Below are 19,723 nucleotides of genomic sequence, written 5' to 3'. Positions count from 1 at the left end.
TTAAGTAAAAAATAGTTCTATAACGCTTTCAACACATTACCAACTTAATGTTGCTTTTGACTCTCAATCATTTCTGAAAGGCTCTTTTGAAATTCAGGAATGGAAAAAATATCAATATATGGGATTTTAAGAATGCTTTTATTTTTCTTAAGTACGCCTAAACCTGTAAGAAATTGTGATTTGTCTGTTAAGAAAAAAAATTCAAAACAGTATCCCTCAAAAATGGTAAAAAAACGAATTCGATGCTTTTCATCAATATTACAATAAATATCTGTTATAAAATCTAGCTCCATCTCATTCAATGGAACAATCAAACTCACTAATTTTGAAATTCTGAGATCAAAACATTCTGTTAAAAAAACCCGCTCGTTCTTAACACTTTCTTTTAAAAATTTTTTGGCTATGGGAGATTCGTCAAAAATTTTTAATTTCTTAAAAATTTCATGGTTAGATTCTATTCCTCTCCACATAATAGACAACAAATACAAAATGAGCTTTTTTTGATCAACACCTTGAATTTCATAATGATAATCTCTCTTTTTATGTTTTACTGATTTCATTCTATTTCTTAAAACATTTAAAGAATAGTTTTCATATTTCTCATTTAATTTATGTTCACATTCCCTACATAACATATATGTGGCCCACTGATCCTGATCCTTAACAACTTTCTTATGCTGTTTATCAAATCTTAAAGCATGATTTGAACCATTTAAGGCCTTTTTAAAAACTGCTCGACCAATAACATGAGAACGCGTTAATTCTTTTTCCAGATCACATAATTTGCAAATGCCATTTTCCATAATTGTTTCTTCGGATAACTTTCGATGTTTAATTTTTATTTTATCAATAAAAAAGAATGAAACATAAAATGGTTATAAAATTATTTATCATTGTTTATAAAAGAGAAATCCCCGCCAATAATCGATATTTAGCGGGGTTTTATGTGCCGTAATCCGTTCGGCAAGATTAAAAATGACATAAAAAGGATATGGTGATCTGCCATATCCTTGCCTTAGATTACGATATTGATCAGCTCGGCAACTGATCTACCGCTACTCAACACGACAAACATATCAAAGTTAGCTATTGAACTGTTCTGTGTCTTTCAATTTCATTGGTCGGGGTGCCACCCACAATTTTAGGCTCTAAGGCTAACTCAATGTGTGACGAAATCACATTGGATTCAAACCGATTTATACGGCTGGTTTCTGCATCCCACCGTTTGCGCTTTTAGTTCGCCATTATTCTGGTAAACGTCACAAATCAAAATCGCCCTTGGTTCGGGTGGCGTACTACCCCTATGCATATGCTGGCATGAGCAATCCCCCAATCATATTACTTGTGCACGTCACAAGCACCTTTATAAAACTTCAGGCATTAAAAAACCCCGCTATGCGAGGTTTTATAAAGGCGTTTAAATACAAAATCGCCAACTTATCACAAATATGCCATACCCCGTGCGCACACTCAAGCAGTTTTTTCAAAAGTTTCAAATGAAAAATGAGAATGCCGACTTTTGATATAAGCCAAACCGCACTTTAAATCTTGTCTGATTTGATTTACTGATGTGTCATTGCTTTTGGCAATATCACGCAAGGAATTACCCATTACGTGGTGTGACCAAATCGATGATACCCAATCTTGTAAAATCTCATCCTCAACAAGCTGAATATCCATAATTAAACGCTGTATTGCCCGCGCCTCGTTGTCACTCAACTCGCAGCACGTACCTTTGCGTTGTACGCATAAGCGATCTTTTAACTCTTCATCTGCCATGTACATTGCAAGCAATCGCTCACGCTGCTTTTGTGTAATGCGTTTGGTTGGCATAGTTTTCACAACCATTACCATTGTTTCATTGTCGCCATTGATCCAAGCCCCAAGCTGGCGACACCACCCTTCAAAACTATATTTGGACCAATCCGTCGCCTGCATTATTGTCACCGCTGCATTCATCACAAACCACCTCTCACCAAATCTTCAATCTGCTTTATCGCCAAACCGCTTTTCACTTGCTGTGTATCGAACCGTAAAACCTTAAAACCCATCACCGCTGCCGCGTTATATTTTTCCATATCCCCCAGATAACCTTTTGCTCTTGTATGCCTTCCACCACTCCAAATCCCGCCTTCCACCTCAATCAAAATATTCGTGTTACTGATCAAGAAATCAGCCCGCCACTTACGTTCTGGATGAAACTTGAATTCTTGTTCAAACCCAATCTTTAAAGCCTTTAGGTGCCTTGCCAGTGTGACTTCGCCTTCGCTTTGTACTCTTTGGCTTTTGACTGAACGGCGTTTCTTACCTTTCTTGATAGGAAATTTAGTGCGGTATTCAGCAAGGCTTATTGAAGTCATACACCACTCTCTTTGAATTGATTTTTAAAACCCACAACCTGCTGAAATAGCCTCAGATTCAGCGTATTTACATGAATCGCAGCAATTCGACTCTGCATTCATATAGATGTTGTGTAGGCGCTGTTCTAACTCACCAACCCGTTTTTGCTTTTCTTGCCACGATGCCCACGCACCCGCAGTAAGCAAATTTGTATAAAAGCCATCTTTGTCTTTGTTCAAATAATTACGATTATGAAACTTTCGTAATATCCACTTTTCAAATTCTTCTCTGACCTTATCCATTGCGCACCTCACCAAAATTCGCAATTTCTTTTTTCATGTCATCAATGCTAATTAAATGATCTATATATCCAAGCCATGCTGAATTCTCCTCCCATGCACTATCATCTTCGCAAACCATGTGATTGATAAGATGACTAGCTTCGGGCTCACTTCTTGCGATTTGCAGATGCTCTTGATCAATATCTTTTACATAAACATCGCATTCAAAGTGATAAAACTCTGCATCTTCGGGTAATGTGTTAAGCGCTAAAACCAATTGCTTGAATCTCAACAACTGCTCAACAGCGCCAACTACCTGCTCACAAGTCCAAGATCCGTGCGATGAAAGGCCATTAATGCCACATAACTTTCCATACAGTTTGCGCATTGATGTTTGAAAACGATCTTTGCGAACAACTTCACCAGTTGCATCAAATTCCAAATCTTCCAACTTGGCATCTCGAAATTGCGGCAAGCGTATGTCTTGCTCTGTGACTTCTTGTTTATTGCTCATCAATCACCTCACAACCCCCACTCACATCAGACATTTCCAAAACTTCGCATTGATTCTCTTGTTTGATAGACAAATCGTTTTGCTTATCGTTTTTAGATAAATCCGATACACAAGAACGGTTTATTGCTTGACTGTTGCTTGATTCAAGTCGATGTCCCGCTGCGATTTCTTCTGGGGTTGCGGGGCGTACTTCAAATCTAGTTGTGTGAATATTCCCAAACACACCATTGTTAATTCTTCTTGGATACCCCTTTTTAGGCGATACATCTTCTACAGTTAGAAGCCTGTCAACATATCGCTCATTGAGATACACAGCTTTATCCCCAACTTTAAACATGCTGATTCTCCTTGTAAGACTCAACGATTTCGTAGTCTGCTAATCTTTTTTCAAGACTCGAAAATGTAACCATATCGCCTGAAGCACGATAGTTAGTAATAGCCGCCTTGACCGATTCAAACCCACCTGATCGCTGAACAATCTCAACCGACTCAACCACCTGTTTGAGTTCTGATAGCTCAAAATGATTGTGTTCTGCAAAGTCGTAGTACCAAGCTTGACAAATCTTGTTATACCAAGCCCACCGAAAATCCATTTTGAAAAGTACTTCTTTTGCGTAATGTCCGCCAAGTGAGTTTTGATTGAAGTGTGTAGCGCTAGGCGGCGCACCCTCCAAAACTTCTTTCGCTTTCTCAATCCCGTGTACTGCTACAAATTTATGCGCGTTCATTTGTAATCACCTCCACATCACTCGGAAAACACATAAATGGTCGACCATCATCTAAGCGCCCAAACACGCGCCCATCTTCCAAACGATCAATGACACCTACCCCAGTAAAGCGTTTTCCAGAATAAATCGTTCTTGATTCACTGATAAAATCTACTTTGACGCGGGAACCAATCTTTAATTTTTTCATCGTGCACCACCCATCATGCTCTTACCTGTCAGATCAATAGACGCTTGATTGAACGCCGCTACAACTGACATGCCTTTCGATTGATATTGCTGTGCAAGTTTTTTCAGTGTTGTTAGTTTTTCCTGATCCAGATTTTGGTTTTCTGCCTGACATGGCATTTGAAAAGTTTTTACTGGTATGGCCTTCGGCGCAATATAGATTTCTTGCTTAACACCTTGAAGCTGTGCCCGCGTCAATCGCTCTTCATACAGATTAATAAACTGGCTCTTGGCTTCACGCATATTCCCATCGAGCACAATGTGATAAACCTCATCCCAGCATTGCTTAGTCATCACCGTTATTTTGTAGCTTGAGTCCTTAGACCATTGGCAAACGTGATACCAAGCTTCAATCGCAGTCCACGTGCCTGTGATACACCAGGACTTAAATTCCTGAATCGTTGGCATGAACTTAGACTGACCAGACAGCAAACGAGCAATTCCTTTGTTGAATCCCTCTTGATCCACTCCCGCCAGTGTTGCTCGGATAATTCCTTCAACTAGCTCCATTGGTTTATCAGTGAAGTGTTTTGCAAATTGCTGTGCGTACATCGTTTGCAAAGTCAGAATCAGTTGTTTTTCAAACGGCATGTTTTCACCTTGGGCAATCTCACGCATGACCTACCCCCTCAATCCGTAACGTCTTTTTTGGTGTGACATCAATGGGGTCTTCAAACCAACCGTCAGGCTCCTGCGGCTGGTTGAAGTTCGCCCAGTAATTTGCGTTTAAGCTGTTTGGTAATACCTGTGTATTCAACGGCGGGTTATCACGTGCTTGGTCCTTCAGGTACCAATCCGCCTTAAATCCTTGATAGCCCTTCTTGGCTGACCACTCAACAGCTTGTGCGATGGTGATATTTGCCTTTCGTGCCTGTTCAGATAGATTTTCAATGATTGAATCTGTGAGCTGTGCGCCTTTCCTAGCTACCATCCAGTCATGTGCATATTTCTCTTCACAACCGAGTTCGACAAGTTGATTTATTCCTGCTTGTTTTTTAGTAACTCGTTTTGCTTTGGGTTTATCAACTGGCGGATTCTCTGAATCGCCTAATGATGGATATACAGAGGGATATTGATGGATATGAGGGATAGTGTGAACCTCGCTCACTGGTTTTTGCGCCAAGTTCACTGGTTTGTCCGTGAGGTTCACTGGTGGTGGTGAACCTAGTTCACTAGTGAAGCTGGTACACTGGTGAACCTCGCTCACTGGTTTTGAATCTTTTTTAGGCTGATATTTCACATCTGAATTGAAGTTTTCGGGTTTAACGATGTACTGATTTTGACGACCGTTACCGCCGATCACCTGCACAATTCCACACTCTTTAAGATATGCAATACACACAGCTATAGTTTTATTGCTGTATCCAGTTTCCTCCATGAGGCGAGATCTAGGTGCATACCAAGTTGTATTACCATCGTCATCTGCAATGTCAGAAATGACCCACAAAAGCATTTTTGGTGTGCTGTCGATCGGGAGTTTGCGTATCTCATTTACAATCTTATTGCTCATGCAACTTGCCTCCCAACTGGATCAAACCACGCTTTTGCAACTGGCGAATGATCCTCGGTGGATAAAATTCGCCAGCAATCTTGTAACGCGTTCTGGATTTTTCGATAACCTGAATTAATGGAAATCCTTCTTCCATTAATCTTCTGATTTTTATTGCAGCCCCCCCCATTTGAGTTGATTGCTCTAACACGGCGAACTTCTCTTGAGCCTCAAGACATTTGTTCATAACCGAAAGAGGCATAGCCGCAAGTTCTTTAGCTGTGTAGATGCGTACAGGTGCTAAGAGTGGGATTTGATATTCTTTTGGTGCTTTGGATTGAGGTGCTTGTTTTGTCATGCTATAGCCTCCTCGATGCCGCCCAGTCTCTCGTTTTGCAATTTTGCGTAATCTGGATTCAACTCACATCCGAGGTACTGACGTCCGTGTTTAAGTGCAGCAGCAGCTGTGGTTCCAGAACCCATAAATGGGTCAAACACGACGTCATTTACTCGAGATCCTGCTGACACACATGGTTCAATAAGATCAACTGGAAAAGTCGCAAAGTGCGCGCCCTTGTACGGCTTGGTTGATACTTGCCACACGCTACGTTTATTGCGTGTTAAAAGGTCATAATCACTATTTGTACGTTTTTGGCGGTGCGTGCCATAAGATTGGTTCGGAATTGCAGCAGATCTCTTGCTATCAGCGCGCTTAAAATTATCTCTAGCTGATCTTGAACATACGGCTTTCATAGGTCCGTTTGATTTATCTGGCACACGGTTACTACCCGCTTGAGCATCAATGTTTTGTGATAAGCGCTTTAACGAACTCGCTGCAACAGGTTCTTTGATAGCAATATGATCAAAATAGTATTTACGTGACTTACTGAATAAAAAAATATACTCATGCGCTTTAGTGCATCTATCAGTAATGCTTTCAGGCATAGGGTTTGGTTTATGCCAGATTATGTCTTGACGTAGGTACCACCCATCAGCCTGTAGAGCGAATGCTACACGCCAAGGAATACCGATCAAATCTTTCGGCTTTAGATTAGATTGTGCTGCATTATGTTTTGGTAGAATCTGGCCTTTTGATTTTGGCTGTTTTGGATCATTTGTGCCTGTTGAGTATTGACCACGACCTGAACCAGCATAGCTGTCACCCAAATTTAACCAAAGTGTCCCATCATCATGCAGCAGCTCTCGCACAAAACGAAAAACTTCGACCATATTTTGAACATATTCATCTACGGTTGATTCCAGTCCGAGCTGGCCATCTACACCATAATCGCGCAAACCGAAATATGGAGGTGAGGTGATGCAAGTCTGTACTTTCACACCATCTTTAATAAGCTTTTTCATTGTTTGGCGGCAATCACCGAATATAATTTGATTCATTGCCCACCCGCCTTAGGCTTCACATACCCACCGAACGACTCAACTAAACCCGCATTAATCAAACTACTCACAATCTGACTAGCTAACCACTGAGTAATGCGAAACTGACGCGCCATGACTTCCGACAGCTCATTTTTAGTGATTGCGGCGTTATTTTCGTCATAGCCTTTGCTACGAAGATTCTGTTTATTGCGCTCAAACATTTGACCAAGCAAACGTAAAGCAGGTTCATGAAAAGATTGAACTTGCTGGATTTGCTTAAAATCAGGTTGGTTTTGAAATTTAGAATTCATGAAACCTCCCCTAATGCCATTTCGGCATCAGTTAATCGGCGTTTTGCGTTGAGTTCTGCTACTGTTGCAGTTCTTATTTCTATATTTGTAACAAGCAAAACGTGATTAGAAGATTTGATCGTCCATAAGGCATCAGTTGATTTGGCTTGTATCTCAAACAGATCATTCGAAATAAAGTTCTTACAACCCGATGTGAGTACAACCGCATCACCAATCAAAAATTCCTGATTGTCTTCATTTTGCTGTTCTGTTAAATTAGTCATGTTCATTACCTTTGTAAGTTTATGAATGCCAACCACTACTGTTCGCGCAGATAGTGGTTTTTTAATATCCAAGTTTTTCTTTTTGAACACTGATTTCGTCATGAAATAAGTCATCCACAGTTTCAATTCTGTTCATCCAACTTTTTGACATAACAAGCAGTGCAGCTACTCGTTCTTTATCTATGCTCTGATAATCTTTGGGCACGACTTTCAAGCCAAGACAGCTCAACAGCTCGCAAAACAATTCAATTTCATTCAATCCATTGTTTTTCTTATCTGTTTTAAGTCGAGTGATTGTGCTTGGATCAACACCTAATTGCTCTGCAATCTCTTTTTGGTTTCCCGCATCAAGACCATGCAATATGCGAGAAACGTCATTTCTGGCACTTGCAGATAGCTCAGGTAATACTTTGCTCATGGTTGTTCCTAGACGGTAGATGCATCTGTTAAAGACTCTCTTTTCAAAAAGATGTCTGGATGCTTTAGTTTTTCTTTAGGCGGAATGCCTCTAACCGTCCAATTTTGGACACGCTGTGATTGATAATTGAGCTTTTTGGCTAGTGCAGACGCACCACCATTCTTCTCTATTAATTCGCGATCATCTTTGATGTTTTCCATAAATGGCCCACATAAAACATTTTGTTTTTTAAATATAAAACATTTTGTTTTTAGTGGCAATCATTATGTTTCACACAAAATGTGTTTTTTGGGTGAAAATACCAATAACTTAACAGAGGAAATAACTGTGACTGAAAAAGATGTCCACCCAACTATGCAACGCATTTACGACCAGACAGGTTTGGTTGCCAGTGGACTTGCATCGATATTGGATATCGATTCTCAAATGGTTTACAACTGGGATAAGCGAGGGATTTCAAAGCAAGGCGCTTTTTTAGTGTCAAGCAAGCTAAAACTAGACCTTAAATGGATTTTAACTGGTGAAGGAGTTCCAGCTATTGAAAAAATCTTAGCTGAAAACCCTAAGCCTGCGGTGGCTATGGGTAGATGGGTCCCAGTTAAGTCCTATTCAAAGATGGGGGATGATGGCTATTACACAGAAATGGGATACTTAGGAAATGGTGGTGATGGTTATGTTCCATCTCTTACTGCCGGACCAAATGCTTATGCTGTGAGAGGTAATGGTAGCTCCATGTATCCAGCAATCAGGCATGGTTGGTATGTTGTCTGTGATCCAGACATTGACCCCACACCTACAGAGTTTGTAGAGGTCAGGCTTATTGATGGGCGTAGAACAATAAAGGAGTATATTGGAATCGTTAATGATGTCTTAAATCTGTTAGCCGTAAATGGTGAAAAAAGAATGACTTTTGATATGAGCGATGTTGAAGCAATTATTGCTGTTACCGATATTGTTCCTCCTAGTAGACATGTACATGATTATCCAACACTTCCAATTCAAGATATCTATTACGATTAAACAATAATTAACTTTTTAAACCGCCCAATTAACTGTGGCGGTTTTTTTTGCCTCACAAATAAAACAAATTGTTTTAATAAATGTTGACTAAATAAAACACTTTGTTTTATTCTTGTTTAACACAATTTGTTTTAGAAACAAAAAAAGCACATCACCCCTCTTACCTGATGATGTGCTTCCCATAACGTGAGGTCATTATGGAACAAAACACATTAAATCACAACAGACCGAGCATACAGCTTCGCATGAAGCATGTTGCCTTGGGCTCTGCTTTACTTTTTGGTTTAACAGGCGCTTACGTTTTAGCTTCTGAAAAGCCTGTACCAGTCGCAACCTACCCTGCTACCAAGCCAAGTGAATACGGCGTTTCAGCAATTAAAGTTGATAGCAAAAAGAATGCCGGCGAAGCAGTTATTAAGCTTGATGGATTCTTTATTTACACCAGTTTTGATTTCAAAGCACATGAGGAAAATTACGGCGTAATCGGCTCAGAACATGAAGTGATTGAAATCACAAATCTAGCGATCGATCGTATCACTTCAATTAACGGCCACGAGTACAACGATTTCACAACTCGTGAAGATGTCATCAACATCAAAAACCTTGTGGCCACTCATATTGAAAAAAATCATTTGGCTGGGGGTGTGTGATGACTTGCGATTGCGAAGCAACATTCTCCGAAAAATTTTTGGAACGCGCTAAAGAGTTATATCCGGATTCTAAAGATCACTCAGCTGAGCTTAAAAATTACGCCTTTGTTTTTAATCGTGAAGGCGGAATGGATTTGCGTGGCTTCATTCCTGTTGAGCTTACACATACCGTTATTAATAAAAAGACTGGGGCAACACGTTTGAAAAAAGAGAAAACCAGCCTTCTTTTTAGTTATTGCCCTATTTGTGGAGTTAAACAAAACCTAGCTGAGGAGTCTAAGTAATGGTCACTCCTACTCCGAACAAAACCCAGTTTATCAGCAACGAAAACGGCGAATTTCGCATGCGCCTTTACTCATACGAATATATTGAAAAAAGTGGCGAAATCTATCGTGTGAGCAAGTCGGGATATCTATATCTGATCGAAGCTGCTGAACATGCTGAAAAGCCTTGGATTCGAGAAATATTCGAGCGCGAACGCAAGTTTCAAAGACGTAAAGCAGCTGCAATTATGTTTAGCGACCCCTGCTTTAAGCGTGAACGCTACTCAGCTAATCAGCGTATTGCTTATAACAACGCTAAATACAACAGCAGGTAATCGAACAGCAAATGTAACTGAATAATGAGGAATGAATAATGAGTATAGCAACTTTGATTTTAGGGCAGTCTGGTACTGGTAAGTCTGCAAGTTTAAGAAACTTAAATCCTCAACATGTGTTGTTGATTCAAGTGATTAAGAAGCCCTTACCTTTTCGCTCACCTAACTGGACCTACATCACCCCCGAAAACAAGCAGGGTTCGATTCTTGTGTCTGACAACCCGCAATTTATTATCAATGTGATTAATGGATCTAAGCGGCCAATCATTATCATTGATGACTTTCAGTACGTGATGGCAAATGAATTTATGCGCCGAAGCACTGAAAAAAGCTTCGACAAGTTCACTGAGATTGGTCGCAATGCATGGGATGTATTCAATGCAGCAATCAATGCCCAAGATCATAAACGTATTTATCTTCTAAGTCACACTGAAGAGGATAGTCAAGGCAAAACCAAGATTAAAACCATCGGCAAAATGCTGGATGAAAAAATCACTCTCGAAGGCATGGTTACGATCTGCCTTCAAACCTCAGTGATCAATGAACAGTATATTTTTCAAACAAAAAACAATGGCAATTCTACCGTTAAAGCCCCTATGGGCCTCTTTGAAGAAGATCATTTTGAGAATGATTTGAGCGAAGTGGATAAGGCAATTTGTGAATACTACAGCATCACCAACTCATCCCCGCAGCAATATTCTCAAAATCAGCACGCATAAATTTTAAATAATCACATGGAGCAATTTTCATGAATCAACAATATAAGCAGTTTGGTTATAACCCTGAGTCAGCAAAACAAGCGGATAGCAGTCTTCGAATCGAAGAAGCAGGAAAATATGTTGGGATTATCAAACATATGGAGTTCATAACTGCTAAATCTGGTACCACGGGATTTGAAATCGAGTTTGAAACTGATAACAAAGAATCGGCTTCATTCTCAATATGGACTGAGAAAAAAGACGGTACACCCTTGAGTGGAGTTCATAAAATCAATGCATTGTTAGCTTGTGTTGCTGCTCGCGGGCTAACCCCAACAAATGCTCAGTTGGAAAAATATGACTACGATGCCAAAGAGCGTGTCATGAAAAACTGCATTGTGGCACCAGAGGTTGCAGGCAAACGCATTGGTTTTCTTTTGCAGCGTGAAAACTACCAGAATGATAGCGGCGACTGGAAACACCAAATGAATTTCTTCTCTTGTTTTCACGCTCAAAGCGAACTTATGGCCAAAGAAATTATTGAGCGCAAGACCTCGCCTGAAGCGCTTCCAAAATCCCTTGCATCTCTAATGGCCAATCCAATCACCATACGAAAGCCTAAAAACAACGGTGGATACAATGGAGGCAATCAAGGATATAGTCAAAATAATGGTTATAACCAAGGTGGATTTGACGATTATTACAATGATGTGCCGCCAGTGCTAAACAACCAACAACATGATGATTTTCCATATTGAGGATTGATTCATGAATGCAATCATTTTAGATACCGAAACTAACAAGTTAAATGGCTACCCGATTGAAATTGCATATGCGCCTTGCTCCTTTGAGCAAGGGGTATTCAATATAAATCAGGATATGGTTTTTGATGAATACTTCTCTTGTCCAGAGCCAATTAGTCTTGGTGCGATGGCAGTACATCATATTCTTGAGAGTGATATTGCGGATAAGCCAAGTTACGAAACTTTTCGTGCGCCTGAGTGCGAATACATCATTGGCCACAATATTGATTACGACATTCAAGCTATTCAGCTTTGCGATAAAAATATTCAGGCTAAGGCTATTTGCACACTGGCTTTGTCACGAATGGCGCTGCCAGATCTAGATGCACACAATCTGTCCGCTATTTATTATCACATTATGTCTGATAAGGAGTTGGCAAGAAAACATCTGCGAAATGCTCACAACGCCAAAGCCGACATTTATTTCACTGGTGTGATTTTAAAACATCTCATTGATACGTTGGCTATCAAAGATATGCAGTCATTGTACTTATTTTCTGAGAAAGCACGCATTCCTCAAAAAATAACTTTTGGCAAGCATAAAGGCACAGCCATCAACAAGTTACCCAAGGATTATGTTGGGTGGTTACTTCGCCAGCCAGACACAGATAAATACTTGCGCAAGGCACTGGAGAACGTGTCATGAAATTCCACTACTCAACCCAAACACGGCATTTGATCGTATTTGGTTCAAAAATGGATCACCATTTTGAAAATGTGAATGCATCTGAGATTGAGGCTCTGATTTGTGATGCTAAGTTTAAAGAAGCGATTTGGAGAGCATAATGAGTACACCTGTTGATCTTAACAATGTTTTATTTGCACAACTTGATCGCCTGAGTAATCCAAACCTAAAAGGTAGTGAACTCGAAGCGGAACTTCAAAAAGCTGAAGCGATCGAGAAGATTAGCGAGCAGGTAATCAAAAACAATAATATGCGCTTAAATGCTGCAAAGTTGGTTGCTGAATATCGCGGTCTTAAAAATGCTGATTCAGTTGAAATTCCTCAAGAATTAATTGGGTGATTTATGGCAAAAGGACACGCGATTAAATATACGCTTGAACAGCTAGTCTATATAAAGTCTAACTGTTCCCTGGAGCGAAAAGAACTTACTGCTAATGTGAATCGTATATTTGGTACTGAATTTACTGTAGATGCGATCAAAGCGTTATGTAAGCGTAGAAAATGGAATACGGGGCGAACTGGTCATTTCACAAAAGATCATAAGCCTTGGAATACTGGCACTAAAGGCGTATGTAAACCAAATTCAGGTAATTTTAAAAAAGGTCAAATTACCTGGAACAAAAAACCTGTGGGATATGAGCGAATCTGTTCAAAAGATGGATATGTGTTAATTAAGGTGGCAGAGCCAAATGTTTTTAAACTTAAACATCGTGTTGTTTGGGAAGAAGCAAATGGAGATGTGCCTGAAGGTTATATTGTTGCTTTCAAGAACATGGACAGAACCGACTGCCGACTAGAAAATTTAATACTGATGTCAAAATCAGAAATGGCTCGCTATAACCAAAGCTTCAAGTTATTGGCCAATGATCAGTCCAATGAATCCTGCTTACTCATGGCCAAGGTTAAAGCCAAAATTCACCAAGTACGCAGAGGTGAGATGCGATGATAAATCAAAGAACGAATTACCCAGATTTTACTGTTTCCGCTCTGGATCTAGCGACTCATGAAACTTGTTTAATCTTAGAAGATCAACATTGGAACATTATCGAAGTTTTTCATACCAATGATATTGATGAAGCAATGACTAAACTGGATGAGTTTAATGAATCACACCCCAAGGCTTTACTGACGAATAACGCAATTTTAGCTACTCATTATTATCAGTACAAAATTGAAACCGTAAAAAAATTAGTTCAAGCTGAAGGAGGTTGATGTGGGAGCTTTAAAAATTGATACTGAGGCCATTTGCTATCTTACCAATCTTGTTGAAAAACTGGTAAATCAAAAGGAAGAGCGTCGGATTGGTAGAGCTGAGTTTGCACATATGTTAAATATAGAACCTGAAACTTTGGATGCACGAATTAGAGAAGGTCGTTATTCAAGACCCCTCAAAGACGGCAGAAAAAGTTACTGGATGCTCTCTTATGTACAAACTATAGTTAAACAAGATGAAAATTGATAATATAAGCCACCGCAAAGGTGGCTTTTTTATTTAATAATTTTAGGCACTTTTGAATTTAAGAGTATGCACGAGAGTATGATTTCATACCTCAAATAAGATTTCTATATAATTCAAATGGTTGACATTAAAATGCTCCTCATGATCGACAATTACGACTCCTTTACGTATAACATCGTCCAATATTTTGGCGAGTTAAACCAAGACGTTAAAGTAGTTCGCAATGACCAAGTCACATTAGAAGACATTGAACGATGGCAGCCGAAGTATTTGGTTTTAGGGCCTGGTCCTTGTTCACCGACTGAAGCGGGTATCTCTGTTCCTGCGATTCATCATTTTGCGGGCAAAATTCCTTTACTTGGTGTTTGTTTAGGACATCAAGCGATTGGACAGGCATTTGGTGGCAATATTATTCGTGCCAAAACAGTCATGCATGGTCGTTTATCTGACATGCATCATAGTGACAAAGGTATTTTTAGTGATTTGCCATCACCCTTTTCCGCGACACGTTATCACTCTTTAGTGATCGAACAGGAAACTTTACCTGAGTGCCTGGAAGTGACCTGCTGGACCAATCAAGCAGATGGTTCTATTGAAGAAATTATGGGTGTCAAACATAAGACATTACCTGTTGAAGGTGTGCAGTTTCATCCTGAATCTATCTTGAGCCAACATGGTCATCAAATCTTCAAGAATTTTTTAGAGATTTACGCATAAATGAATATTCAACAAGCTTTAAATCACATCACCAAAAATATTCATCTAACTCAACCGCAAATGGAAGACGTGATGCGTAGCATCATGCAAGGCGAAGCCACCGAAGCACAAATTGGTGCCTTGATGATGGGTTTGCGCATGAAAGGCGAAAGTATCGATGAAATTACCGCTGCGGCACGTGTCATGCGCGATCTGGCGATTAAAATCGACGTAAGTGATATCAACTATCTGGTTGATATTGTGGGTACAGGCGGTGACGGTCAAAATCTATTTAATGTTTCGACTGCTTCTAGTTTTGTGATTGCCGCGGCAGGTGCCACCATTGCTAAACATGGTAATCGTGGTGTATCTAGCAAATCTGGTTCATCAGACTTGTTAGAACAAGCTGGGATTAACCTTGATCTGGACATGCAACAAACTGAACGCTGTATCCGTGAAATGGGCGTGGGTTTTTTATTCGCACCGAACCATCATAAAGCGATGAAATATGCTGTTGCTCCGCGTCGAGAACTTGGTATTCGGAGCATTTTCAATTTACTTGGCCCGCTTACGAATCCAGCTGGGGTCAAACGCTTTGTGATTGGGGTATTTTCAGATGAACTCTGTCGTCCAATTGCAGAGGTGATGAAACAGCTCGGGGCTGAGCATGTGATGGTTGTTCACTCTAAAGATGGACTGGATGAAATTAGCCTTGCCTCCCCGACCTATGTCGCAGAGTTGAAAAATGGTGAAATTACCGAATGGATTTTAAACCCCGAAGATGTAGGCATTACTTCACAAACCCTAACTGGTTTAATTGTCGAAGATTCTAGTGCTAGCCTTAAATTGATCAAAGATGCTTTAGGTCGTAAGAAATCTGAAATTGGTGAAAAAGCCGCAAATATGATTGCGCTCAATGCAGGTGCAGGCATTTATGTATCAGGACTAAGCACCAGTTATAAACAAGGTGTAGCGTTGGCACATGACATTATTTATGGTGGACAGGCTTTAGAAAAAATGAGCATCCTGTCTGAATTTACCAAAGCATTAAAGCAATACTCAAACAACTGAGGTTATCCAAATGATTCAGATTCAAAATACCATCTTGGGTAAAATCGTTGATCGTAAGCATGAAGAACTGGCAGATCGCTTAAAACAGCGTAGTCTTAAAGATGTAGAACAATGGGCTCAACAAGCAACACCTGTGCGTGGTTTTGCTCAATCATTACGCAGTAAACGGCCTGGTGTGATTGCTGAAATTAAAAAAGCATCCCCCTCTAAAGGCGTGATTCGTGCAGACTTTAATCCTGCTGAAATTGCAGCACAATATGAACAGGCAGGTGCAGCATGTTTATCGGTACTCACCGATGTGGATTTCTTTCAGGGTGCAGATGAAAATATTGCGATTGCTCGTGAGCATTGTAGTCTGCCTGCATTACGCAAAGACTTTTTGGTTGATCCTTACAATGTCATTGAAGCCCGTGCTTTACAGGCAGACTGTATTTTATTGATTGTGGCATGTTTATCAGATCAGCAACTTGAAGAAATGTCTAAGACTGCATTTGAATACAATTTGGATGTACTGGTCGAAGTACATGACGAAGAAGAGTTGGAACGCGCACTTAAACTTTCTGAGAAGTGTTTGCTTGGGGTGAACAATCGTAATCTTAAAACCTTTGATGTCGATTTAAATACCAGCTTGCGCTTAAAGAAACTGCTTGATCCATCACGTTTATTGGTGACAGAAAGCGGTATTGCAACTCCAGATGATATTAAGATGATGCAAGATCATGACATTCATGCATTTTTGGTGGGTGAAAGTTTTATGAAACAACCACGACCAGATCAGGCGTTTACTGCGTTATTTGGTGTGCCTGAGCAGATGTAATTCCATAAATATACGAGAACTATTCTTATATAGTTCTCGTATAAATTAAGATAATAATTTTATTTTTAGCTATTAAAAACTGTTTTTAGTGACAAGAATTAGAAAAATCAATTTATCTATAATCGTTATATTTAAAATTATAAATGGCTATAAAAATGTCCAGCTTAATTTTTTTAAACGACTTACCCGTTAAACAAATTAAACAAATGTCACCAGAAGATATAGACCAGACTATCCAAGCTGAACAGCTTTATTTTCAGCATAGACCCAAAACCCTTTACCATCTTGCAGTAAATGGGGCTAAAACTAAAAATGGTGGATTAGTTAAAGCCAGTGCTGTCGCATGTAAAATTGGTGGACTGTCTATTGCTCTAGTCGGTGATGACGTACTTTATTCAAATGGAACAACCTCTAAAATTATTTCAGGTGCTGGAAGTGCTTGTATCGTAGAAGGTAAATCCGTTGCATTAGTTGGTAGTCATTTAGAAAATGGGGATGAAATTATAGATAGCCCTAATAAATCCGTAGCCATTAATATTTTTAAAGGTGATAAAGCTCCTGAAGGTTTTTTAGTTAAACAAGAAGGCGTTAATCATGGCTAAGGGTTTTGCAATTAATAATTCAATGACTAATCACGGTGGGATTATTCAAGCAACACAGCAAAGAACATCTCAAATGGGAAATTTATTTCTACGAGCTGGCGATGGTCATTTCTGCCCTAAATGTAAATGCTGGTCGACCATACAACCAAGTCATAATCATATTATTATGGACGGAAAGCCTGTTGCTTATACTGGAGACAGATTGACCTGTGGTGCAACGATTCAGCCAAAACAGAGTCATGTTGTTGGCACAAGTCAGGGGGAGAACTATAAAGGTTCTACAACACCAATACATAACACTACAATACAACAAAATGACTTAGTAAATAACTTTAATGGAAATAATGAGCGTTATGAAAACCAATATACAGAGCAGAATAGAACAGATATTTTTATTAAATTTAAAACAGTACTTCCTCCTTATGATTCTGATGGTAAAGGGTTTTCTATTCTACACTCATTATCTGGTGTAATTAGTTTTTTATTAAATTACACATTAGCAGGAACAAGATTATTTATTAGTTTATCGGCTTATACAGATCCATTAAGTAGAAATGCAAAAGTATTACCTTATGCAACAGCATATATTTCAAGAGATGGTAATCAAATTGCTACTAAAAAAATAGATGATACAGATGGCATTTGGAATACCGAAAAAGGCAAAGTTCCTGTTGGAAGTGCTGTAATAGAATTACCTAAATCCAACTTATCAATTGTTACAGTAGAACTAAAATTAGGATACTTTGCACAAGTTAATGACTCTGTCGGGCAAATAGCACCAATTCCACCAACAACAAGTTACAGCTTTACGCTAACATCTATAGCTAAACGGATATCATGATTAAACAATTTTCTTTTATAATCGTATTATTTTTTTCAAGTATCTCTATAGCTTGTAGTAATAGTAATCAAGCTGTAGATTCTTCATCACAGAATGCAAGAATACCAAAAGGGAAAATTGATAGTAAAGATTTACAAATAATAGAAAAGTATAATGAAATACTAAAAAAAATAGCTACAAATAATTTAAGCACTGTTCAAACTGAATTAAGAAATTTCCTTCCCCAAGCTTTAGAAATTACAAATAAAAAAGAAAGAAATCTTGTTTTAATGAATATTTATACTCAAACAAAAATGTATCCTGAAGCTTTAGAGCTAAATAGCTCCTTAATTAAGGACAATCCTAACAATTTAAATGCATATAAGTTTCAATGTCTGTTATTAAAGACATTGAATGAGCCTAATAACAAAATTAAAAACTGTTATGTAATATTGTCAACAAAATTAAAAACTAACTTAAATGCACTTAAATCAAGTGATCCAATATATAAATACGCCGAATGGGCTTATTTTTCAGCAATGCTACATGCTGGTAACTCAGAATATAAAGACAAGTTGAAATCTATTGTATCTTCCCAAAAAGACACTGATAGCAAGCTTCAATTTGAGAGTATGTATGATGCTGAAATTTCTAACCAAATACTGCCTAAATAATTGACAGGTTCTACAACGATCTTGCACCAGTAGATTACCGATCTACGAGATACTTTTAGCTTCTCAAATATGGAAGATATTTTTGAACTAACTCCTGCTGGTTGGGGATTTTTCAGTAAATGGAATATTTTGCACATGCTGAAGAAACAATTACGAATAATGATCCTTACCTCAGAAACCAACATTTATATGGAAATAAAAGAATATTGTATTAAAGAAAAAGAAAGTCAACGGACTATAGGAGTCTATGATTTCAAAAATAGTAAATTAAGCACAAATAAGGTTGGTAAAAATATATGGATTAGCTACCATACCAATAAAAATAAACTTTCAAATGTTAGTTGCGAGTCATAATAAGAGAATGCTTATGATAAAAATAGTGATTTTTGGCTTATTTTTATTATCCAATGTTGCTCATACATCAACAAGCAATATAATACAACTTACTTCTGAGCGAAGCTTTAATAAAAATTTATGTAGTTCTATTTACCAATTAAAAGTTCAAAAAATCAATAAAGAAGAAATAAATAGATTCAGAGTTGATCATGATGATTATGTCACTATTAGATTGAATGGAAAAAATAACGCTGGCTGTTATTCTTTTAAATATTATCCAGAGACATCTTCTATGATAAACATATCTATTAAAAATTACACTTTATCAATATTAGAAATGATTGGCTCAACTGCAAATGAAAACTGGTTAGAAAAGATATACAGAATTAATATCAAAGGTATGTCTTTGACACAAAAGCAAGCAAAATTAATATCTTTTTTTATGAATGAAAAAGGAAACGTACAAAAAGATATAAGCGACTGGTGATCCTGTAAATTATTTTGTACTGCCTAGAGAGATGGAGTCATTGACAGTCATGAAAGACTCTATATAAATTCTATTTATGCCGTTTAAATGAATAGGAATAATGATTTTAGGTGCGATTATTGGAGGTATTCTGGGAGATGTCGCCAGTGATACATTTGAAGAAGAAGCAGCAGAATTTATAAGATGGAAACTCATATGAGTATAGAGGACTTATGGTTTTCTTTATCGTTTTTATTTATTGATAATGACGTTGATTATGAAAAAACAGCAAATGAAATATCATCATTTAGCATTGATATTATTGAGTTTCATTTATTCTATAATGTGGCTCCAGCATTGTATTAGCCCCGAATTAAAA

Annotated in this window: 36 protein-coding genes and 1 pseudogene; 21 read left to right on the top strand and 16 right to left on the bottom strand. The window is 38.4% G+C overall.

Annotation, left to right across the window (positions count from 1 at the left end):
• Window positions 1-44: 44 nt before the first annotated feature.
• From A7A69_RS02785 to A7A69_RS16750, 16 genes are all read right to left on the bottom strand, one after another.
• Entirely contained in the window at window positions 45-803 is a 759-nt protein-coding gene (locus tag A7A69_RS02785; RefSeq protein WP_152876223.1) for a hypothetical protein, read from the bottom strand.
• Between the two features lie 667 nt (window positions 804-1,470).
• Window positions 1,471-1,959, bottom strand: coding sequence for a hypothetical protein (locus A7A69_RS02780; protein WP_152876222.1), 489 nt, complete (start codon window positions 1,957-1,959; stop codon window positions 1,471-1,473).
• Window positions 1,959-2,360 (bottom strand): DUF559 domain-containing protein, encoded by a 402-nt coding sequence (locus A7A69_RS02775; RefSeq protein ID WP_152876221.1) that lies wholly within the window; start codon window positions 2,358-2,360, stop codon window positions 1,959-1,961. Before A7A69_RS02775 ends, A7A69_RS02780 begins: the two co-directional genes overlap by 1 nt.
• A gap of 24 nt (window positions 2,361-2,384) precedes the next feature.
• Window positions 2,385-2,642, bottom strand: a complete 258-nt coding sequence (locus tag A7A69_RS02770; RefSeq protein ID WP_152876220.1) for a hypothetical protein — start codon at window positions 2,640-2,642, stop codon at window positions 2,385-2,387.
• Window positions 2,635-3,135 (bottom strand): hypothetical protein, encoded by a 501-nt coding sequence (locus A7A69_RS02765; protein WP_152876219.1) that lies wholly within the window; start codon window positions 3,133-3,135, stop codon window positions 2,635-2,637. The genes A7A69_RS02770 and A7A69_RS02765 overlap by 8 nt, the downstream gene beginning before the upstream one ends.
• Window positions 3,125-3,472 (bottom strand): hypothetical protein, encoded by a 348-nt coding sequence (locus tag A7A69_RS02760; protein ID WP_152876218.1) that lies wholly within the window; start codon window positions 3,470-3,472, stop codon window positions 3,125-3,127. Before A7A69_RS02760 ends, A7A69_RS02765 begins: the two co-directional genes overlap by 11 nt.
• Complete coding sequence (locus A7A69_RS02755) at window positions 3,465-3,863, bottom strand: hypothetical protein (protein WP_152876217.1); 399 nt, start codon at window positions 3,861-3,863, stop codon at window positions 3,465-3,467. Before A7A69_RS02755 ends, A7A69_RS02760 begins: the two co-directional genes overlap by 8 nt.
• Window positions 3,850-4,050 (bottom strand): hypothetical protein, encoded by a 201-nt coding sequence (locus A7A69_RS02750; RefSeq protein WP_152876216.1) that lies wholly within the window; start codon window positions 4,048-4,050, stop codon window positions 3,850-3,852. The genes A7A69_RS02755 and A7A69_RS02750 overlap by 14 nt, the downstream gene beginning before the upstream one ends.
• On the bottom strand, window positions 4,047-4,706 hold the full coding sequence (locus A7A69_RS02745) for a hypothetical protein (RefSeq protein WP_152876215.1): 660 nt from the start codon (window positions 4,704-4,706) through the stop codon (window positions 4,047-4,049). Before A7A69_RS02745 ends, A7A69_RS02750 begins: the two co-directional genes overlap by 4 nt.
• Complete coding sequence (locus A7A69_RS02740; RefSeq protein ID WP_152876214.1) at window positions 4,699-5,598, bottom strand: hypothetical protein; 900 nt, start codon at window positions 5,596-5,598, stop codon at window positions 4,699-4,701. The genes A7A69_RS02745 and A7A69_RS02740 overlap by 8 nt, the downstream gene beginning before the upstream one ends.
• On the bottom strand, window positions 5,588-5,935 hold the full coding sequence (locus A7A69_RS02735) for a hypothetical protein (protein WP_152876213.1): 348 nt from the start codon (window positions 5,933-5,935) through the stop codon (window positions 5,588-5,590). The genes A7A69_RS02740 and A7A69_RS02735 overlap by 11 nt, the downstream gene beginning before the upstream one ends.
• Entirely contained in the window at window positions 5,932-6,975 is a 1,044-nt protein-coding gene (locus A7A69_RS02730) for a DNA methyltransferase (protein WP_152876212.1), read from the bottom strand. Before A7A69_RS02730 ends, A7A69_RS02735 begins: the two co-directional genes overlap by 4 nt.
• Window positions 6,972-7,268, bottom strand: coding sequence for a hypothetical protein (locus A7A69_RS02725; protein ID WP_152876211.1), 297 nt, complete (start codon window positions 7,266-7,268; stop codon window positions 6,972-6,974). The genes A7A69_RS02730 and A7A69_RS02725 overlap by 4 nt, the downstream gene beginning before the upstream one ends.
• Entirely contained in the window at window positions 7,265-7,537 is a 273-nt protein-coding gene (locus tag A7A69_RS02720) for a hypothetical protein (protein WP_241675203.1), read from the bottom strand. The genes A7A69_RS02725 and A7A69_RS02720 overlap by 4 nt, the downstream gene beginning before the upstream one ends.
• A 55-nt stretch (window positions 7,538-7,592) precedes the next feature.
• The gene (locus A7A69_RS02715; RefSeq protein WP_152876209.1) at window positions 7,593-7,949 is read right to left on the bottom strand and encodes a helix-turn-helix domain-containing protein; all 357 of its coding nucleotides are present in this window, start codon (window positions 7,947-7,949) and stop codon (window positions 7,593-7,595) included.
• Window positions 7,950-7,957: 8 nt separating this feature from the next.
• Window positions 7,958-8,149, bottom strand: coding sequence for a YdaS family helix-turn-helix protein (locus A7A69_RS16750; RefSeq protein WP_152876208.1), 192 nt, complete (start codon window positions 8,147-8,149; stop codon window positions 7,958-7,960).
• A 79-nt stretch (window positions 8,150-8,228) separates the two neighbouring features.
• Between A7A69_RS16750 and A7A69_RS02705 the strand changes: the two genes are divergently transcribed.
• The 21 genes and pseudogenes from A7A69_RS02705 (at window position 8,229) to A7A69_RS17025 (ending at window position 19,710) form a co-directional block, all read left to right on the top strand.
• Window positions 8,229-8,969 carry a S24 family peptidase gene (locus tag A7A69_RS02705; RefSeq protein ID WP_152876261.1) on the top strand — a complete coding sequence of 247 codons (741 nt, stop codon included), beginning with the start codon at window positions 8,229-8,231 and terminating at the stop codon, window positions 8,967-8,969.
• A gap of 197 nt (window positions 8,970-9,166) precedes the next feature.
• On the top strand, window positions 9,167-9,619 hold the full coding sequence (locus A7A69_RS02700; protein ID WP_152876207.1) for a hypothetical protein: 453 nt from the start codon (window positions 9,167-9,169) through the stop codon (window positions 9,617-9,619).
• Window positions 9,619-9,903, top strand: coding sequence for a hypothetical protein (locus A7A69_RS02695; protein WP_152876206.1), 285 nt, complete (start codon window positions 9,619-9,621; stop codon window positions 9,901-9,903). The genes A7A69_RS02700 and A7A69_RS02695 overlap by 1 nt, the downstream gene beginning before the upstream one ends.
• Window positions 9,903-10,217, top strand: a complete 315-nt coding sequence (locus tag A7A69_RS02690) for a hypothetical protein (protein WP_152876205.1) — start codon at window positions 9,903-9,905, stop codon at window positions 10,215-10,217. Before A7A69_RS02695 ends, A7A69_RS02690 begins: the two co-directional genes overlap by 1 nt.
• 38 nt (window positions 10,218-10,255) lie before the next feature.
• Window positions 10,256-10,936, top strand: coding sequence for an ATP-binding protein (locus tag A7A69_RS02685; protein ID WP_152876204.1), 681 nt, complete (start codon window positions 10,256-10,258; stop codon window positions 10,934-10,936).
• 29 nt (window positions 10,937-10,965) lie between these two features.
• A complete protein-coding gene (locus A7A69_RS02680; protein WP_152876203.1) occupies window positions 10,966-11,673 on the top strand; it encodes a hypothetical protein in 708 nt (235 codons plus the stop codon).
• Between the two features lie 10 nt (window positions 11,674-11,683).
• Window positions 11,684-12,364 carry a 3'-5' exonuclease gene (locus tag A7A69_RS02675; protein WP_152876202.1) on the top strand — a complete coding sequence of 227 codons (681 nt, stop codon included), beginning with the start codon at window positions 11,684-11,686 and terminating at the stop codon, window positions 12,362-12,364.
• Window positions 12,361-12,504: a hypothetical protein gene (locus tag A7A69_RS16525; RefSeq protein WP_171500771.1), complete on the top strand. Its 144-nt coding sequence runs from the start codon at window positions 12,361-12,363 to the stop codon at window positions 12,502-12,504. The genes A7A69_RS02675 and A7A69_RS16525 overlap by 4 nt, the downstream gene beginning before the upstream one ends.
• Entirely contained in the window at window positions 12,504-12,743 is a 240-nt protein-coding gene (locus A7A69_RS02670; protein WP_152876201.1) for a hypothetical protein, read from the top strand. The genes A7A69_RS16525 and A7A69_RS02670 overlap by 1 nt, the downstream gene beginning before the upstream one ends.
• Before the next feature lie 3 nt (window positions 12,744-12,746).
• The gene (locus A7A69_RS02665; protein ID WP_152876200.1) at window positions 12,747-13,349 is read left to right on the top strand and encodes an HNH endonuclease signature motif containing protein; all 603 of its coding nucleotides are present in this window, start codon (window positions 12,747-12,749) and stop codon (window positions 13,347-13,349) included.
• Window positions 13,346-13,615, top strand: coding sequence for a hypothetical protein (locus A7A69_RS02660; RefSeq protein ID WP_152876199.1), 270 nt, complete (start codon window positions 13,346-13,348; stop codon window positions 13,613-13,615). The genes A7A69_RS02665 and A7A69_RS02660 overlap by 4 nt, the downstream gene beginning before the upstream one ends.
• 16 nt (window positions 13,616-13,631) lie before the next feature.
• A complete protein-coding gene (locus tag A7A69_RS02655; RefSeq protein ID WP_421721580.1) occupies window positions 13,632-13,862 on the top strand; it encodes a hypothetical protein in 231 nt (76 codons plus the stop codon).
• A 132-nt stretch (window positions 13,863-13,994) separates the two neighbouring features.
• Complete coding sequence (locus tag A7A69_RS02650; RefSeq protein ID WP_152876260.1) at window positions 13,995-14,579, top strand: anthranilate synthase component II; 585 nt, start codon at window positions 13,995-13,997, stop codon at window positions 14,577-14,579.
• The gene (trpD, locus tag A7A69_RS02645; RefSeq protein WP_152876197.1) at window positions 14,580-15,629 is read left to right on the top strand and encodes an anthranilate phosphoribosyltransferase; all 1,050 of its coding nucleotides are present in this window, start codon (window positions 14,580-14,582) and stop codon (window positions 15,627-15,629) included.
• A 10-nt stretch (window positions 15,630-15,639) separates the two neighbouring features.
• Entirely contained in the window at window positions 15,640-16,446 is an 807-nt protein-coding gene (gene trpC / locus A7A69_RS02640; RefSeq protein ID WP_152876196.1) for an indole-3-glycerol phosphate synthase TrpC, read from the top strand.
• 155 nt (window positions 16,447-16,601) lie between these two features.
• Complete coding sequence (locus tag A7A69_RS02635) at window positions 16,602-17,048, top strand: PAAR domain-containing protein (protein WP_171500770.1); 447 nt, start codon at window positions 16,602-16,604, stop codon at window positions 17,046-17,048.
• Window positions 17,041-17,361, top strand: a pseudogene (locus A7A69_RS02630) (PAAR domain-containing protein); the annotation flags it as partial. The gene A7A69_RS02635 and the pseudogene A7A69_RS02630, both read left to right, overlap by 8 nt.
• A 524-nt stretch (window positions 17,362-17,885) precedes the next feature.
• Window positions 17,886-18,542 carry a hypothetical protein gene (locus A7A69_RS02625; RefSeq protein WP_152876194.1) on the top strand — a complete coding sequence of 219 codons (657 nt, stop codon included), beginning with the start codon at window positions 17,886-17,888 and terminating at the stop codon, window positions 18,540-18,542.
• A 69-nt stretch (window positions 18,543-18,611) separates the two neighbouring features.
• The gene (locus tag A7A69_RS02620) at window positions 18,612-18,896 is read left to right on the top strand and encodes a hypothetical protein (RefSeq protein ID WP_152876193.1); all 285 of its coding nucleotides are present in this window, start codon (window positions 18,612-18,614) and stop codon (window positions 18,894-18,896) included.
• Window positions 18,877-19,365 (top strand): hypothetical protein, encoded by a 489-nt coding sequence (locus A7A69_RS02615; protein WP_152876192.1) that lies wholly within the window; start codon window positions 18,877-18,879, stop codon window positions 19,363-19,365. The genes A7A69_RS02620 and A7A69_RS02615 overlap by 20 nt, the downstream gene beginning before the upstream one ends.
• 183 nt (window positions 19,366-19,548) lie before the next feature.
• A complete protein-coding gene (locus A7A69_RS17025; RefSeq protein WP_421721579.1) occupies window positions 19,549-19,710 on the top strand; it encodes a DUF7079 family protein in 162 nt (53 codons plus the stop codon).
• The last annotated feature ends 13 nt before the right edge of the window (window positions 19,711-19,723 follow it).

Origin of the sequence: Acinetobacter guerrae, assembly GCF_009372255.1 — a bacterium.
GTDB classification, from domain to species: Bacteria; Pseudomonadota; Gammaproteobacteria; order Pseudomonadales; family Moraxellaceae; genus Acinetobacter; species Acinetobacter guerrae.
This window is presented reverse-complemented; position numbering and strand designations above follow the sequence as displayed.